Origin of the sequence: Photobacterium japonica (assembly GCF_050337005.1) — a bacterium.
Lineage (GTDB): Bacteria > Pseudomonadota > Gammaproteobacteria > Enterobacterales > Vibrionaceae > Photobacterium > Photobacterium japonica.
In genome coordinates, this window is sequence record NZ_JAKJSN010000013.1 from 126,245 (window position 1) to 141,701 (window position 15,457).

Consider the following 15,457-nt stretch of genomic DNA (forward strand, 5'->3'; position numbering starts at 1 on the left):
GCCTTGAGTGTGTCGGTGTATTGATATTCTCTGATACCGTCGAAAATAAATGAAGACCCGATCACGAGAGTGATCGGGTCTTTTTTTATCTGGGGAAAATCATCTTGTTGCCATCTTTATGCGTACTGCATTTTACGGTATAGTGTTCGGTATTTTCATCCTTGTTTGGCGAGATATAGTGAAGAGTTGCCTATTTGGGCATCTTGCAACAATTCGCAACTAATGAGTTATAGCGGATGTGATAGTGATACTTTCAACAAGAGGAAATCAAATGACATATAAAACGTGGGTTTTTATTTCTGAAGAAACGCGTACATTTTTTATCACGACACATGTTGCTTTTGATGGCATGACAACAAGAGAAATTCAGACGGATATTCCCACATGGGAACGTCCAGATGATCATAAAAAAGAGTTAATGACGCTTGCTAGTGCCTATGACTTTCGTGTTGTTCTTGATCGGGTTAGCCATGTGGATGATTTGAGAACCATAAAAGCGAGGTATGTAGCACAAGGCTTTCGTTGCTTAAACCGTCGCATTGTTCTGAGAAAAAATAATCAAAATGTGTGATTTTGATAATATTTAGGGGGATGTTCATTAGGCGTCGCGATGATATTGCGATCTAGCCCCCCAACCATCACCCCTCTCGCAAACTCACCACTAATTTGCCGCTGTGTTGTTGGGATTGAAGCTGTTTCAGTCCGTCGGTGAGTTTGTCAAAAGGATAGATATTCTCCACCATGGCAGAGAGTTTGCCTTCCCCGACTAAATTCGCTAACGCGTTGCCCATGTCAGCCAAATGGTGAATGTGTTCACGGTGACCGTGGGCATAGGTGCCGTGCAGCGCCACTTCATGCAGGCTCAAAGCCTTGGTGGTCGCCAGTAAGGGCACTTGGTTGAACTGGTCAGCAATCATCACAATATGGCCGTTATACCGGACTAAAGCACTCATGGTGCTGCCGGATTTGGCCGACACACAATCAACGACGGCGTGTACCAATCGGTCCTCGGTGAGTTCAATCAACCGCATAGCGATGTTTTCTGTTTCAGGATCAATCACCGCATCCACCCCGTATGACAGCAAACGCGCATGGTGGCGTTGTTCAGCAATGGCATACACCGTCGCTCCTGCCTGTTTGGCCAACTGCGCGGCAAACCCACCCACACCACCGCCAGCTCCCGTGATAGCAATGATCTGTCCAGCCTCGATGCGCAATTTGTCATGCAGCGCGATCCACGCCGAATAGCCCGCGCAAGGCAGAGCGGCGGCATCGGTAAACGCGAGCGTATCGGGCAAGCGACTGACCGCATAGGCTTTGGCAATAGCGTAATCGGCAAAACCGCCCGCATGGCGTGGGTCGAGAAACCCCATGACCCGATCCCCCGGCTGAAAGTGGTGCACATCTTTGCCGACAAACGACACAGTGCCCGCGATGTCTAGCCCGACAATGTGCGGGTATTGCCATGTTGCGTAGCCCCAATGAGCGAGTTTGAAGTCAATGGGATTGAGCCCTACGGCGTGTACATGAATGCAGATTTCATCGGCGGCGGGCGTCGGTTTTGCTGCCCGTGAGAGTGATAGGCTGTCGATACCTTCGGGTTGGTTCAGTTTCCATGCTTTCATTGGCTATCACTCACTTTGCGCTGATCGGTTGGCGGGTCTATTAACCATAAACCAAAATAGTGACGAAATGGGGCGCGGCCGTCCGGCTTGTCATTTATTTGTGACGCAGGTATTTGAGGCGGACGTATTTGTGATGCGCTTGTTTACTGTGAGTCAGAAAAGCAACAGCCCTGCACGGTGGCAGGGCTGGAAAAGCGGTGTTTCACTTCCCGTCTTAAAAAAGACGGCAAAGGTGCATAGGCGTTATTTGCCCAAACGCTCCGTGAGGTAACCGTCGTAATCCGGGATTTCGATTTCGATTTCTTCATCCAGCATCGCGGAGGAAATCATGAAGTTGGCGCTGGCGCGGTTTGTGGCCACGGGAATGTTCCAAACGGCAGAGATACGCAGCAGGGCTTTGACGTCAGGGTCGTGCGGCACGGCATTAAGGGGATCCCAGAAGAAGATCATCATGTCAATTTTGCCTTCTGAAATCAGCGCGCCAAGTTGCTGATCGCCCCCCATTGGGCCGCTGAGCAGGCAATTCACATCCATGCCGGATTCGCGGGCAATCATATGGCCCGTTGTACCTGTGGCGTACAGGGTGTGTGAGATCAGCTTGTCTTTATGCTCGTTCACCCAGCGCAGCAGGTGAGATTTGCAGTTGTCATGCGCAACAAGTGCGATGTGCTTGTTTTTTTCCATGGTTCGGGTGGTAACGTGCATGTGAAGCTCCACTGACAGACAAAAACGTATTTCGCGTGTTGAGTGTTCCCATTATGGCGGGATACGTGTGAAAGCGAAATGACAGAGAAAAACATGGGGGTATAGATACCAAAGGTGTTGCGGGAAGTACAAAGAATTATTGGGAAATCAAAGGTAGCTAACAGAATTGTCGCTAGCAAATGCGCATGGCCTGACGGGGTGTCAGGCCACAAGAGCGAAAAGTGGAAATAAACAAATGCAGGGGCTAGGGCGCGCCCACACTGAACACGGGACGAAATTCTGCCGGTGACAACGATTCCGCAATCACCGCTTTCGGTAAATGATCGGGTGTTAAGCCTTCCACAATGGGTGCAAGATCGCGTTGCAGCGGTTTGTGCTCTAAATAGCGCACCGCTTGATCCACCGACAGCATGGCTTGTTGTGCCATTTTATCGGTTGGGGAAAACAAAATTTTGTCACGCAATAACCCACGATAAACCCCATGACTGAGGTAGGTGGACACCAGCTTGATCTGATCGGCCATATTGTTGGTGCGCAATTCACTGATTGCCACCTCGGTTGCTACGGCACCGCCGACGATGTAATCAATATCATGACCCGTAGCGAACAACTGCTGGATTAAATTACGCTGCAGCTCTTTGCTGTTATCCGCCCACAAGGTGGTCACAATGTTGATGTCACTGTTTGCGACCGCATCCAAAAAGCCTTTCACCACGGGTTTCGTACCGCCACGTTGCAGTGGGCCTGGCAACAAAGCCACGTTCACAATGCCACTGCCCCGAGGATGGCGTTTAGCCATAAACTGCCCCGCTTTACAGCCCATTTCGTACCAATCCACCCCGACGTGCGCGGTAATGTTTTTAGCACTGTTGGCGTCGCCCATGTCGAGCGAGTTGATGGTCGCAAATACGGGGATATCACCGGTGAACTGGCTGAGATTGCCTTTATAGGCTTGGCTGTCGACGGTACCGAGGATAATTGCATCCGCGCCCCAGTCCCGGCAGTCGGATAACTGACGTTCTTGCTTGGCAAGGTTAGGGTAACCGCCTGACTCCAGCACTTTCAATTGTACGCCGAGCGCTTGAGCATGTTTGACCATGCCGTAATTGATAGACAGCCAGTAGGAGTCTTTCAGGTGCGGGTAAACGGCACACAACTTCCACGGCTTTGATGCCGTTTTCAACGGTTGATACTCGATAGCCGTGGCTTGTTTGTCGGCCGTGAACGGCGGGGTATAGGCCAGAATCTCAGCCGCGAGAGCACATTGGCTGGCACTTAATAGCAGTAGTGCAGGCAAAAGCCATTTTTTCATCATGATGGAACCAATTGGAGGAGAACACGGCCGCAAGTGCGGCGGCGTAGAATAAACAAGACGAAGACAAATGTAGAGTGAGAATGGACTCAATACCGCCATCTGGCCATAACTTGGGTATAATAGCATTTTTCGTGAATCCGGTTATCTCAAGATGCAGCTTGAGACAGTTAGGGTGAGTGTTAGGCGAGGCGCACCGTGTGGCGCAGCGTACTGACGGTATGTATTCTGCATGTTTGTCGTGGTTGTTTGATATGACATTGACCCCTAGTGGTATTGGCCAAAAGTTGTTGATCGCCTTCTCTATGATGGCGGGACTGATGATTATTGCGGTGGTGATTGGCGTTGCCGGTTTTTCTTTGGTGGCAAAAACCGAACGGAATGTGATCAATTCTGCTGTGCCTGCCTTGGCCGAAGCGCGCCAGTTATCGGATTTAAGTACGCGGATTATCTTTAATGCGCAAGTCTTGGCGAAATCAAAAGATGAGTTGGAACGTGATCGTCAGGGCAAATCCCTCACCATTCACATTCAGGCGCTAAACCAAAGTTTGATGGCGTTAGACCGTTACAATTTCGATCCGAAATTGATGGGGCAGCTTGAAGCCGACGTGGAAAATATCATCAATAACCTGGCGATGTTAGGGGTGCTGGTGGGGCGAAAACTCACGCTCACAGAAACGGTTGCCAAAATGAATGAAAAAATGAGTGATGCCACGTTGCAGATTGATTCGTTGTCGCAATCGCAGGTTTCTAACGCGAACACTATTGCGGTAGCCAACGTGTCACGGATTTACGACTTGGTCGAAAATGGTGATAACCAAGCCGTCTTCAGTGCCCTTGATAGCTTGGTCGAAGTCGACATGGATTTGAGTGAACGCCTGTTTGAGTTGCGCTTTCTCTCGCTTCAGGTGATCAACATGCTGGACGACAGCGATCAAATCATGGCGGTAGAACCGTTGCAGCAGCTGAAAAGACGCTATAACGCAGCGGTGAGCGTGATCCAGCAGCGGGTGAAATCGGTGGAAGATCCGAGTCGCTCGAAACAGCTTGTGGCCTTGGCCGATATTTTGAATAACGGCGGCCAGTTTTTTCATGATTTAGAAGCCTTGCTGCATGCAAGGCAAGACGTGGAACGCATGGAACAGCAAAACTTGGTGCTGTTCCAGCAGTTGAACCAAACGGTAGACGACATTATTCGTGCCGCCAACGACGGTGCCAAGCAGGCGATCACGGAAGTGGATGAAACCCTGACCGTTGCCCGTAACAGTTTGATGGCAATTTCAGCGCTCGGGATGTTGGCGTTGGTGCTGATCATGTGGCGCTTTGTGTATGCGCGGGTGATCAGTCGTATTAATGAATACAGTAAAGCCCTGATGTCGTTGGCGCGAGGGGATTTGGAAATTCGCGTCAATTCTCGCGGGGAAGATGAATTGGCGCAAATGGGACGGGCTATTATGGTTGCCCGTGACACCGCGTATGAACGTCATCGTCTGGCACAAGTGGAGTTGAAAATTCGCCATGAGTTACAGCAACATAAAGCCAGCTTGGAGCGCTTGGTGGCTGAGCGGACTTGTCAGTTAGAGCAGACCAATGATCAGCTCAATCTGGAAGTGAAAAAACACGCCGAAGCCCGCCAAGAAGCGGAACAGGCCAACCGTGCGAAATCGGCCTTTTTGGCCACCATGAGCCATGAAATCCGCACGCCGATGAATGGCGTATTAGGCACCGCGTCGCTGCTGGCAGATACGGGGCTGAATGCCAAGCAAGCCCGTTATTTGGACGTGATTAACCGCAGTGGCGAATCCTTGCTGGATATTTTGAATGACGTACTGGATTACTCGAAAATCGAAGCGGGGCATTTAGATGTGCGTCCGAGTCATTTCTCGTTGCCGACCTTGGTGCAGGATGTCACCAGCATGCTGGCCAGCCGTGCGCAGGCGAAACACTTGGCGTTGGTCACCGACATTGATGAGAACGTGGCTGAGTACTGGTACGGCGATGCTACGCGCATTCGACAAGTACTGGTGAACTTAGTAGGCAATGCCATTAAGTTTACCGAGGAAGGTCAAGTGTCGGTATACATTGGTACCTCAGCCCACTCGCCGGGCAAGTTGTTGTTTGAAGTGGAAGACACCGGCATCGGTATTCCTGCTGATGAACAACAAAGCATGTTTGATGCGTTCCAGCAGTCACAAGAAGGCCGCCAAACCGCGGGTGGTACCGGATTGGGCTTGGCGATCAGTAAACGCATTGTGGAAGCCATGGGGGGCGAGATCGGGCTAACCTCTATTCCTGAAGAAGGCAGTTGCTTCTGGTTCAGTTTGACCCTTGAACCGGGTGAACTCACGCCGATGACGCCATGTGGTACGACGACGATCACCACGCCAACGGCGGAGGTTCTAAAGGAAAGCCATGTCGCGGCGCACATTCTGTTGGTGGAAGATAACCCGGTAAACAGCTTGGTCGCAGAAGGCTTCTTGCGCCGTTTAGGGCACAGTGTGGTCACGGCCGAAGATGGTCAGCAAGCGGAGCAAATCTTCCAGCAAGACGTGTTTGATTTGGCCTTATTGGATATTAATTTGCCGGATACCGATGGCGTGACGCTACTGGGTAAACTGCAGGCTTATGACGCGGCGAACGCCCGCGAAGGCATGACGCCAATGGTGGCGTTCTCTGCCCATGTCTTTACCGAAGAAGTGGAGCAGTATTTGAATGCGGGCTTTGCGGGCTTCTTGCCTAAACCGCTGGTGGAACATCAATTAATCGACACCATCAGCCGTTTGCTGGCAGGGGAAGATCGGGTGCACCCGATCCAATTGGCCCATGCCGCCGAAGTACACACGTCAGAAGCCCATGAAACGGCCAATGCGATCATGCAGGATGAACGCCTGGCTCATGAACAATCAGACACTGACACAGAGCAGCCCCCGACAGAAACAAAAGAAGGTAACCCGATAATGCAACATGAAGCCGTACAAAATGATGCCGCGAAAAACGACACATGGCCCGTTTTGGATGAAAAAGTACTGGGTAGCGATTTAAGCGTATTGGGTGAAGCCATGGTCAATAAAATGATCACCCTGTTTATTTCGTCTTCTGGCGAGACAATGACGAAGTTGTTGTCAGCGATTGAGCAAGGCCAGCTAGCCGATGTCTCTAACTTTGCCCATACCCTGAAAGGGGCGGCGGGCACGATGGGGTTAACGCAGTTGTTCCAAGTATGTATGGCGTATGAGAAATCGGCCAAAGAAGGGGCGATTGATCATCTTGATCCGACGGCACTGACACGGGCTTTTGCCGCGGCAGAGCAAGCACTACTGACCTCGTTTAAAACGCCAGAAGCGTAAGTCCGTGTGAGCTGACGATAAAAACAGGCAATATAAAGCGGGCAATAAAAAACGGCGAATGATCGCCGTTTTTTTATGGGTGCAGCATCAATCAGTAATGCTTTGCTTTCGGGGCATTAGGGATGTCACCGGTCTCGGTGGGGTTGTTGGCATCGCCACTCCATTCAAACCAGCCGCCGTCAAACACGCTGATGTGCTGCCAGCCCATCACATAGGCATAGAAAAACACTTCAGAAGCGCGCCAGCCGGTGCCGCAGTAAAACGCCACATGTTGATTGGCATGAATGTCCCAATCATCCCAGAATTGCGTGATGACATCGGCACTGAGCATGGTGTTATCCGGGTTACGGAAATGCTCCAAATGGTATGCGTCTGATCCGGCATGGCCCCATTTAGATCCGACAATGCGCCCTTTGGGTTTAATGTAACGGTAGCCGCTGGTTTCACCAGTGTATTCTGCCCAACTGCGGATACTGACCAGCGATTGGTTGTCAGGGTGCTTGAGCATGTCACGCGCCTGAGACAAATCGGTCATGTATTGCGGGTTGGCAGGAATGGTACGGCCAAAATCGACCGGTTCAGCCTGATTCAGTAGCGCCTCTGTCTCGAAACCCGCATTCGTCCATGCCGTCCAGCCGCCATTGAGCAAGCGCACATCGTCGACGCCTGCGTACATCAGAATGTGTGCGGCACGTGCTGCTGCCGTGTTGTCGCGGCCATATAAAATTACCGTGGTGTCGTGACGGATCCCCAAGTCACGGACTAAATCAGTGAGTTGTTTGGCATCCACGTGGTTCCACCATGGCTCGGCTTCGAGATTATTGGTGTTCACATACAGCGAGGACGGAATGTGTGCCACCAAGTATTTGGTTGGTGGGCCCCACGCCACTTCCACCACTTTGAATCCGTTCTTCGGCGCATGCGGTACTGCCTCGCCACGGATTAATTGATCCAGCCAGTCTGCGGGTACCAAGTGCTGAAAGCGGGGCAATGACACGAGATCACCGGAATACGCCGACAGGCTTTCTGGCATGACCGTGACGCGCTTGTTGCCTAAGCGGGTCAGCTGATCTTTCAGCATCTGTGCTTTTTGAGGGGCGCAGTAAAGGAACGTGGGGTGATCAAGCACAATCCCTCGAGATTCCAATAAGCCACCGAGTTCGGGGGGGCGCAAGGTGCTCAGCCAGTCCGCATCAAAGTTGATTGCCCCCGGAAAATGGCCGCCGCGGGTTTGTCCGGTTTCCGGCCAGCCGTTGAAAGCATTGCTGTTACGGCAGTCGATAATTTGAATATCCGAAGAAGGATGCTTGGCGAGTTGGTCAAAGGTGGTTGCCCACAGCGATGCACTGAACAGGGCAAGTAAGGACAATAGCCCGTAGTTGGTTATCCGCATAAAAAGGCCCATGAGTAGGAGAAAAGAAAAAGGGAAAAACAGAAACGACAAAGCCAGCATTATAGTCTGCTGGCTTTGAATTTTCTTGATGTAGAAGCGGGTTGGGTGCGCTTCTATCTTGGCTTAATTACGCTGACTGCGTAGAACCATTGTTCGCGCGGTTGCCTTGTGGCTTTGTAAAGCGACGGTTGCCGTTGCTTGTATTACCGTCGCGAGACTGGCTGTTGCGTGCTTGGCCGTCGCGAGACTGGCTGTTGCGTGCTTGACCGTCACGAGACTGGCCGTTGCGTGCTTGACCGTCACGAGACTGGCCGTTGCGTGCTTGACCGTCGCGAGACTGGCCGTTGCGTGCTTGACCGTCGCGAGACTGGCCGTTGCGTGCTTGACCGTCACGAGACTGGCCGTTGCGTGCTTGACCGTCGCGAGACTGGCTGTTGCGTGCTTGACCGTCGCGAGACTGGCTGTTGCGTGCTTGGCCGTCGCGAGACTGGCTGTTGCGTGCTTGGCCGTCGCGAGACTGACGAGGTTTCGCATCACGCGATTGACCTTCATGCGACTGGGCTGAACGTGTACGACGTTGGCCGTTGTTTGCTTTCTGACCACGTTCGCTCTTCTGATCGTCGCTGTGTTGTTTCTTTGGCTTCTTCTCTTTAAGCGGTCGGATTGGCAAAGAGGCTGGCAATTTAGCACTTGGCACAAAGCCAAACACTTCTTCACGATCAAGGTGCTTCTGAATAAGCTGCTCAATCGCGTTCAGTTCTTTAATTTCTTCTGCACAGATCAGGGAAACCGCTTGACCGTTTGCACCTGCACGGCCAGTACGGCCAATGCGGTGTACGTAGTCTTCCGCCACATTAGGCAGGTCGAAGTTCACCACTTGAGGTAGCTGATCGATATCAATACCGCGCGCGGCAATATCGGTCGCAACCAGAATACGTACTTCACCGGTTTTGAAGTTAGCCAGTGCTTTAGTACGTGCGCCTTGGCTCTTGTTACCGTGAATCGCAGCAGCAGTAATGTTGCGTGCTTCTAGGAAGGCCGCAAGACGGTTCGCGCCGTGCTTAGTACGGGTGAACACCAAAGCCTGTTTCCATTTTTTCTCTTGGATCAGCTTGGTCAATAGCGCCGACTTCTTCGTTTTATCGACAGGGTATACTAACTGTTCAACGGTAGTCGCTGTGCTGTTGCGCGGTGTTACCGAGATTTCGACAGGGTTGTTCGTCAGGTCACGTGCTAGCTCGCGGATCTCTTCAGAGAAAGTCGCAGAGAACAGCAGGTTTTGACGTTGTGCTGGCAAAACCTTAAGGATTTTTCTGATGTCGCGGATAAAGCCCATGTCTAGCATGCGGTCAGCTTCGTCCAAAACAAGCACTTCAAGTTGGTCAAACTTAATGGCTCTTTGGTTAACAAGATCCATCAAACGACCCGGTGTTGCGACCAATACGTCGGCACCTTGACGCATGCGCATCATCTGCGGGTTGATCTTTACACCACCGAACACAACCGCAGAGCTAAGCGGCAGACGCTTTGAATAGGTCGCGACGTTCTCGCCCACCTGAGCCGCAAGCTCACGGGTTGGGGTCAAAACCAGTGCACGCACTTGGTTAGCACGTACTTTCGGGCCTTTCGACAACAGCTCTAGGATAGGAAGGGTAAAGCCTGCAGTTTTGCCTGTACCTGTCTGCGCCGCCGCCATGACATCTCGTCCTTCCAGCACGGCTGGGATCGCTTGCGCTTGGATCGGGGAAGGTGTTTCATAGCCTTGATTGGCAATCGCTTCAAGGATTGGGGTACATAGCCCAAGAGAGGCAAAACTCATAGAAGATTCTCGATTAGATGAAAAGTTTGATCTGCCTCACAATGGGCAGCAAGCGGGCTAGCTTACAGCAGGATGGGGAAAAGTCCTAATCTTTCGACTATTTCCCCTGTTAAACCCTGTTACTTCAAGGGATGAGCGAGGATTTGGCGGTGTGTAAAACGTTAATCCAACGGCGCAACGAGGCTTTCAAATCGCTCGTTCCCCCACAATGATTCAAAATCTTTCTCTTCTGCGGCGAGCTCGCGCAGCGAGGCGGTGTATTGCAATGCGCGCTCTAAATCATTAATGGCTTGTTCCTCAGATCCCAGGCATGCAAAGGCACACGCGCGCTGGTATAAGGCATGGGCATTGCTGGGGTCAAATTCCAATACGCGGTTACATAAACTTAAGCCCCAGTTATATTCGCGGGTTTCCATGGCGGCATCGGCTTTATACGTCAGTGCCTCAAGATCGCCGGGTCGAATCTTGAGAATTTCATCGTACACATCAATACGCTGCTCTGGGGTTTGCAGGTTTTGCGATCGCAGCCAGAGATTGTGAATTTCATTGATGGTTTCGATCTCTTTATTGTTCTGGGTAATGATCCGTGTTTTACGTTTTAAATCTTGCTCCAGTAACTGGAATTTTTTTTCGTATTGCTTGGCGATGTCGGAGAGTTGCTGATCGGCCACTTTCTTGGTGTTATCGCGCAATTCACGCAGCGATTGCCAACCTATCAAGGCAAAGAGTGAGGCGGCACCGGCAATCAGGTAGAAGAAATAGGTCACGGTGACATTGGCATAGTTCATGGATTTATCGGCCACTGACAGTTCGCGATCGGTGATTTCAATGATCATCTTCCGTTCCAGATTTTGCTGCTCGGTGCGCAGCAGTTTGAGTTCATCCAGCACATAGCGCTCCATCAACGGTTTGTCGTAAATGCTGTCGGTGGCGTAACGCTGTAACGTCTCGGCGGCTGGTGCCGTTGATGGTGCGTCTGGTGATGAGTTGGCTGACTTGGAGCCCGTATCAGGCGCCGGCTCTGAGGAGGACACATCGGGCGTGGCGTGCACAAGGGAGGCACTGAAGGGGAAAACACAGAGGGAAAAAAGCAGTAACATCCGATAGGGCATAGTGACGTTCCTCATCAAAACCAAGGGACCGCCCACAATGTACTGTTCGATGTGTATCTATTGCGTTATCGAACAATAAAAGTGAGGCGCCCTTAAGAAATAGCAGAAGACATCCAGAATAGATAACGCGAAGCGGTGGAAAATCGCGTTGTCTATTTCTACAGAAGGCACAAGGCCCACCGTCGCTTAGCCTTCCAGTCCGCCAGCGATTTGCGCCGAGCGGAGCAGCGTTTGACGTTGTACTTCTTTTTCTGATGCGGCTTGTACGTGCAAGTGTTGGGGTTCTTCACTTGTTACTGTGTGTTCAGGGTGTAATGCAAAGTCATGGTTAAATGTCAGCATGGGATTCTCCAGTGTGCGACTGAGTATTGTTGATTCAGGCAACAGATAGCGGCCTGAATAAACGATGGAGACATCCTGTCTTGAGGTGGTTAAAAAAGCATCATCCTTGGTGGTGAATTTACAGGAGGAGCGGCAGGGCGTAGAACGCAATCCCCTGACGCTGCGTTATTCGTTTCTGTGATGCCCGCTATTAGCGATGCCAAGCTGTTGCAGCGCGGTTTTGGCCGATGAAAACGCAAAATCATTAAGATTGAGCGACGCCGCAGGGATCCATTGAAGGGCCGCCACATCGTCACCGGCTTGAACGTGCGGGCGCTGATCAAGCGTGATATGGAAAAACACATCACAGGTTTTGTATTCAATATCTCGGTAGCGATAGGAGTTGGGCGCTGAACCGGCATAACGCAATTGCTGTGGCGTAAACGTGACGTTCAACTCTTCATGCAATTCTCGGCATAGTGCGTGTTCAAGGGATTCATCGTAATCCACAAATCCACCGGGTAAGTCCAGCATGCCTTTGCCCGGTTCACGGCCGCGTACTGCGACTAAAATATCGGTTTGATGACAAATCACCGCCAGCACGGCCGACGCAGTATTGTGGAAATAGGTAAACTGACACTGTGTGCAGGCATAGGCTTTCGGGCCTTGCGCAGACAGGGCGGGCTGTCCACATGATGGGCAATGCATTATCGGTGACCTGATCAATAGAAGGCGAAAAGCATAACGCAGCCACAAGGGGATAGCCAGTGGGGGTGACACCACAAAATGTCAAACTCAGTATTCACTCTGTGGCGTATGAGTCGGCATGGCAATGCGTGCCAGCGATCACGCCAGTTGCGGTGATCCGGGTATCAGGTAGAATGGCGACCAATAATGTCACCACTGGTGTGTGAAAATGTCTGAAGAATATGAAGTAGAAGCCCTTGGCGTAGAGGTAGATGCCCAGCCGATTGAGCTTTACAAAGTGTTGAAAATTGCCAATGCGGTAAGTGGTGGCGGTGAAGCCAAATTTGCGATCTCCGAAGGCTATGTGGCGGTGAATGGCGAGCTTGAACAGCGTAAGCGCCGCAAAGTGTACGACGGTGACGTGATTGAATTTAACAATGAATTCTTCTTGGTACTGTGTGACCAGCCGGTAACGGAACCGTCTGACGAACCAAAACCGAAAAAGCCAGCAGCTCCAAGTAAGCCCGCAAAACCTGCACGCGAAAAATCTAAAGCGCCAAGTCAGGATGCGGGTCAGAAAACGCCACGTAAAGGGGCGAAAGCGACGGCGGCCCCAAAAGGTAAAGCCGGGCAGAAAGGTGGTGCGAAAGCGGCCCCCCAAGCCTCTCAAAAAGCAGACCAAAACACAGGGCGCAAGCCAATCAGTTTCTAAGCTGTGATTGTCTGAAAATACTGTTAAAGCAAGGCCGTGATAGTGATTATCACGGCCTTTTTTTGTTTTTGTGGGTATATATCATGTCGTTGTTCATGGACGTGAATAAAGTGACGTGTACGAGATGTCAGGCGTTATTGCTTTAGTTTCTTGCAATATAAGAATTTATCTGTGTGATTGTGTATCGTTTCTCACATTGTGATAATACGCATTGAGAGATAAAACGCGATAAGCGTTAATAGTTCGGTCAACGGTAGTGGCCCCGTATAAAACAACATCATAGTGAACAGACCTGAATGACAAATAAATACAAACTGAATGCCAATGAAAAAATGCTTCAGGTACTGATGCATATTGCTTCGGCCAATGAACCGGTCACGGCACAGACGTTAAGCGAACAGACAGGCATGCCACCCAGTAGTGTGTATCGCTACTTGGTGATTTTGAAGAATTGGAACTTGATTGAAGAAAGCCCGCGTCAAAGCTGTTACAGCATTGGCCCGGCAGCGCTTCAGTTATTGCGTAACTTCCAGATGTTTTCGCCGCTGTCAAGCGGTGTGCATCAAGTGTTGAAACGCGTACAGCAACAAACTGGCGAAATGGCGGCTTACTTGGTACCGGTTGGGTTCCGTGCGTTGTGTACAGCCCGTGTCGACAGTCCGCATGCGCTGCGTTGTGCGTATGAAGAAGGGCAAAGCCAGCCGTTGATCCGAGGAGCTTCCTCCAAGGTGATATTGGCCCATATGCCGGAACAACGTGTGATGTCGACATTGCACCATTTTGGCATTACTGAGCCGGAAGATGTGGATCGTTGGCAAAGCGAACTGGCACAGATCAAACATGATGGGTATGCCATCAGTACCTCGGAATACGATCCTGGGGTGTCAGGGGTCAGCGCGCCGGTGTTTTCTGGCAATAAAATTGTCGGCGCTGTGAGTGTCATGGCACCGGAAGATCGCGTGTTAAAGCGCAAGAATAAGATCATTTTTTCTGTTTTACAGGCGGCGAGGGTACTTCCTCCTGATCTATAAAACCCAATCTACAAACCCGGTTTTATAACCTAGAACTATCACCCACTGCTGTGCCGTTTGGTCAGTGTTAACTTGGTCAGAGTCAAAAGGATAAGGAGTCATCATGCTGGATTTTAAACGTTGGTTTTCGTTTGCTCGTTCAGCGCAGGTAGCGTCTGCAGTGAAACCCACAATGATGATTGAACCTTATTCTGAACAGCGAAAAACGGGCGCGGTCTTACTGGGGTTAGCCAGTGATCTCAGTCAGCAGTATTTTGATGCGCACGCAGGCACCAAAGAAGGACCAGACAGCATTCGTCGTGCTTTGGCTGCATCACCTGTCACCACGGCGTTGCCTTTGTACGATGCGGGTGTGATTGATGAGCAGCAAGTCGCCGTCTTCCCTGAAACCAGTTTTGAAGCCATGCAGGCGTACCAATATCAGCGCTTGCGGGAGATGCTCAAACTGGGGCATTTACCCGTCATGCTGGGCGGTGGCCATGAAGTGGCTATCGGCAGTTATCTGGCTTTGTCGGATACGGTGTATCAGGCGGCCAATGACTGGGAAGGCGAAGGCCCGGCACACATTCCCCATGCGTGTCAGCCGAAAGTCGGGATCATCAATATCGATGCCAATTTTCAGCTGCGTCGTACATTGGCCGTACGTAATGGATCGGCTTTTCATACCGTTGCCAGCTATTGTCAGGCCGAACGTCGAGATTTCCATTATTTGGGCTTAGGCATTTGCGATCACACCAATAGCCAATCCGCCTTTGCGTATGCCAAAGAGTTGGGGGCTGAGTGGTTGCTCGATAGCCAAATGAAGATGAAAAACCGCAAGCAAATCCAAGCCACGATCAGCCGTTACATCGACAGCGTGGATCATATTCACCTTAGCCTAGATTTAGCGGTCTTTTCTTCCGCCATTGCTGAGGGGGTGAATATGTCACGGGTGTACGGTGTGAATTTGGCCGTGATAGAAATGGTGCTGAAACACATTATGGCCAGCGGCAAAGTGCGGGTATTGGATGTGGCAGGGTTAAACACCGAATTTGATTATCAAAATCACACGGCGAAATTAGCCGCGAAGCTGATTCAGCATACGCTAAAGCATGCGTGATATTGATCGTTAACATCACCCTTTTGTTATTATTTTCTTTACCTTAACCGGTTATAGGCTCAGGGCAAGATCATGAATATTTTTTGCCCAATTCCAGATCAAAATTGACCTGACGAGTCGACTGTGATCTTATGCTCCTCTTTTGAGGAGTGGCCATGAATTTAGATACCATCAAAGAGCATTTCAGCATCATCCGTGACGAGCGACAAAGCGCGAAAGTGGATTACCCACTGTTCGATATTTTGTTTGGCTCAATCTGCGCTGTAATAGCCGGAGGCCAAGGCTGGACCGACA

The 15,457-nt window shown here is 50.9% G+C and carries 15 protein-coding genes; 7 read left to right on the forward strand and 8 right to left on the reverse strand.

Translation table 11 applies throughout. The features are described from left to right. Positions 1-271 precede the first annotated feature (271 nt). The gene (locus L4C36_RS05630) at positions 272-571 is read left to right on the forward strand and encodes a hypothetical protein (protein WP_428476809.1); all 300 of its coding nucleotides are present in this window, start codon (positions 272-274) and stop codon (positions 569-571) included. 67 nt (positions 572-638) lie between these two features. Here L4C36_RS05630 and L4C36_RS05635 read toward each other — a convergent pair whose 3' ends face one another. The 3 genes from L4C36_RS05635 to torT all read right to left on the reverse strand — a co-directional run bounded on the left by L4C36_RS05635 (position 639) and on the right by torT (position 3,645). Continuing rightward, on the reverse strand, positions 639-1,625 hold the full coding sequence (locus tag L4C36_RS05635) for a zinc-binding dehydrogenase (protein ID WP_428476810.1): 987 nt from the start codon (positions 1,623-1,625) through the stop codon (positions 639-641). 243 nt (positions 1,626-1,868) lie between these two features. Beyond that, entirely contained in the window at positions 1,869-2,330 is a 462-nt protein-coding gene (locus tag L4C36_RS05640) for a methylglyoxal synthase (RefSeq protein WP_428476811.1), read from the reverse strand. Between the two features lie 244 nt (positions 2,331-2,574). Continuing rightward, a complete protein-coding gene (torT, locus tag L4C36_RS05645) occupies positions 2,575-3,645 on the reverse strand; it encodes a TMAO reductase system periplasmic protein TorT (protein ID WP_428476812.1) in 1,071 nt (356 codons plus the stop codon). A gap of 197 nt (positions 3,646-3,842) precedes the next feature. Between torT and torS the strand changes: the two genes are divergently transcribed. Beyond that, complete coding sequence (gene torS / locus L4C36_RS05650; protein ID WP_428476813.1) at positions 3,843-6,989, forward strand: TMAO reductase system sensor histidine kinase/response regulator TorS; 3,147 nt, start codon at positions 3,843-3,845, stop codon at positions 6,987-6,989. A gap of 91 nt (positions 6,990-7,080) precedes the next feature. On the opposite strand, the gene L4C36_RS05655 is transcribed toward torS, so the two are convergent. The 5 genes from L4C36_RS05655 to L4C36_RS05675 all read right to left on the reverse strand — a co-directional run bounded on the left by L4C36_RS05655 (position 7,081) and on the right by L4C36_RS05675 (position 12,342). Further along, positions 7,081-8,382, reverse strand: coding sequence for a sulfurtransferase (locus L4C36_RS05655; protein WP_428476814.1), 1,302 nt, complete (start codon positions 8,380-8,382; stop codon positions 7,081-7,083). A 127-nt stretch (positions 8,383-8,509) separates the two neighbouring features. Next, a complete protein-coding gene (locus L4C36_RS05660; RefSeq protein ID WP_428476815.1) occupies positions 8,510-10,201 on the reverse strand; it encodes a DEAD/DEAH box helicase in 1,692 nt (563 codons plus the stop codon). A gap of 161 nt (positions 10,202-10,362) precedes the next feature. After that, positions 10,363-11,313 carry a TPR end-of-group domain-containing protein gene (locus L4C36_RS05665; RefSeq protein WP_428476816.1) on the reverse strand — a complete coding sequence of 317 codons (951 nt, stop codon included), beginning with the start codon at positions 11,311-11,313 and terminating at the stop codon, positions 10,363-10,365. Between the two features lie 186 nt (positions 11,314-11,499). Further along, positions 11,500-11,655 (reverse strand): hypothetical protein, encoded by a 156-nt coding sequence (locus L4C36_RS05670; RefSeq protein WP_428476817.1) that lies wholly within the window; start codon positions 11,653-11,655, stop codon positions 11,500-11,502. Between the two features lie 165 nt (positions 11,656-11,820). After that, positions 11,821-12,342 (reverse strand): NUDIX hydrolase, encoded by a 522-nt coding sequence (locus L4C36_RS05675; RefSeq protein WP_428476818.1) that lies wholly within the window; start codon positions 12,340-12,342, stop codon positions 11,821-11,823. A 65-nt stretch (positions 12,343-12,407) separates the two neighbouring features. On the opposite strand from L4C36_RS05675, the gene L4C36_RS05680 reads away from it, so the two are divergent. The 5 genes from L4C36_RS05680 to L4C36_RS05700 form a co-directional block, all read left to right on the forward strand. After that, positions 12,408-12,548, forward strand: a complete 141-nt coding sequence (locus L4C36_RS05680; RefSeq protein WP_428476819.1) for a hypothetical protein — start codon at positions 12,408-12,410, stop codon at positions 12,546-12,548. A 2-nt stretch (positions 12,549-12,550) separates the two neighbouring features. Then, positions 12,551-13,033 carry an RNA-binding S4 domain-containing protein gene (locus L4C36_RS05685; protein ID WP_428476820.1) on the forward strand — a complete coding sequence of 161 codons (483 nt, stop codon included), beginning with the start codon at positions 12,551-12,553 and terminating at the stop codon, positions 13,031-13,033. Between the two features lie 296 nt (positions 13,034-13,329). Then, positions 13,330-14,064, forward strand: a complete 735-nt coding sequence (locus L4C36_RS05690; protein WP_428476821.1) for an IclR family transcriptional regulator — start codon at positions 13,330-13,332, stop codon at positions 14,062-14,064. A gap of 103 nt (positions 14,065-14,167) precedes the next feature. Further along, entirely contained in the window at positions 14,168-15,163 is a 996-nt protein-coding gene (locus L4C36_RS05695) for an arginase family protein (protein ID WP_428476822.1), read from the forward strand. Positions 15,164-15,318: 155 nt separating this feature from the next. Then, positions 15,319-15,457 (forward strand): transposase family protein (locus L4C36_RS05700; protein ID WP_428476830.1); only part of this gene is annotated, 139 nt, incomplete at its 3' end.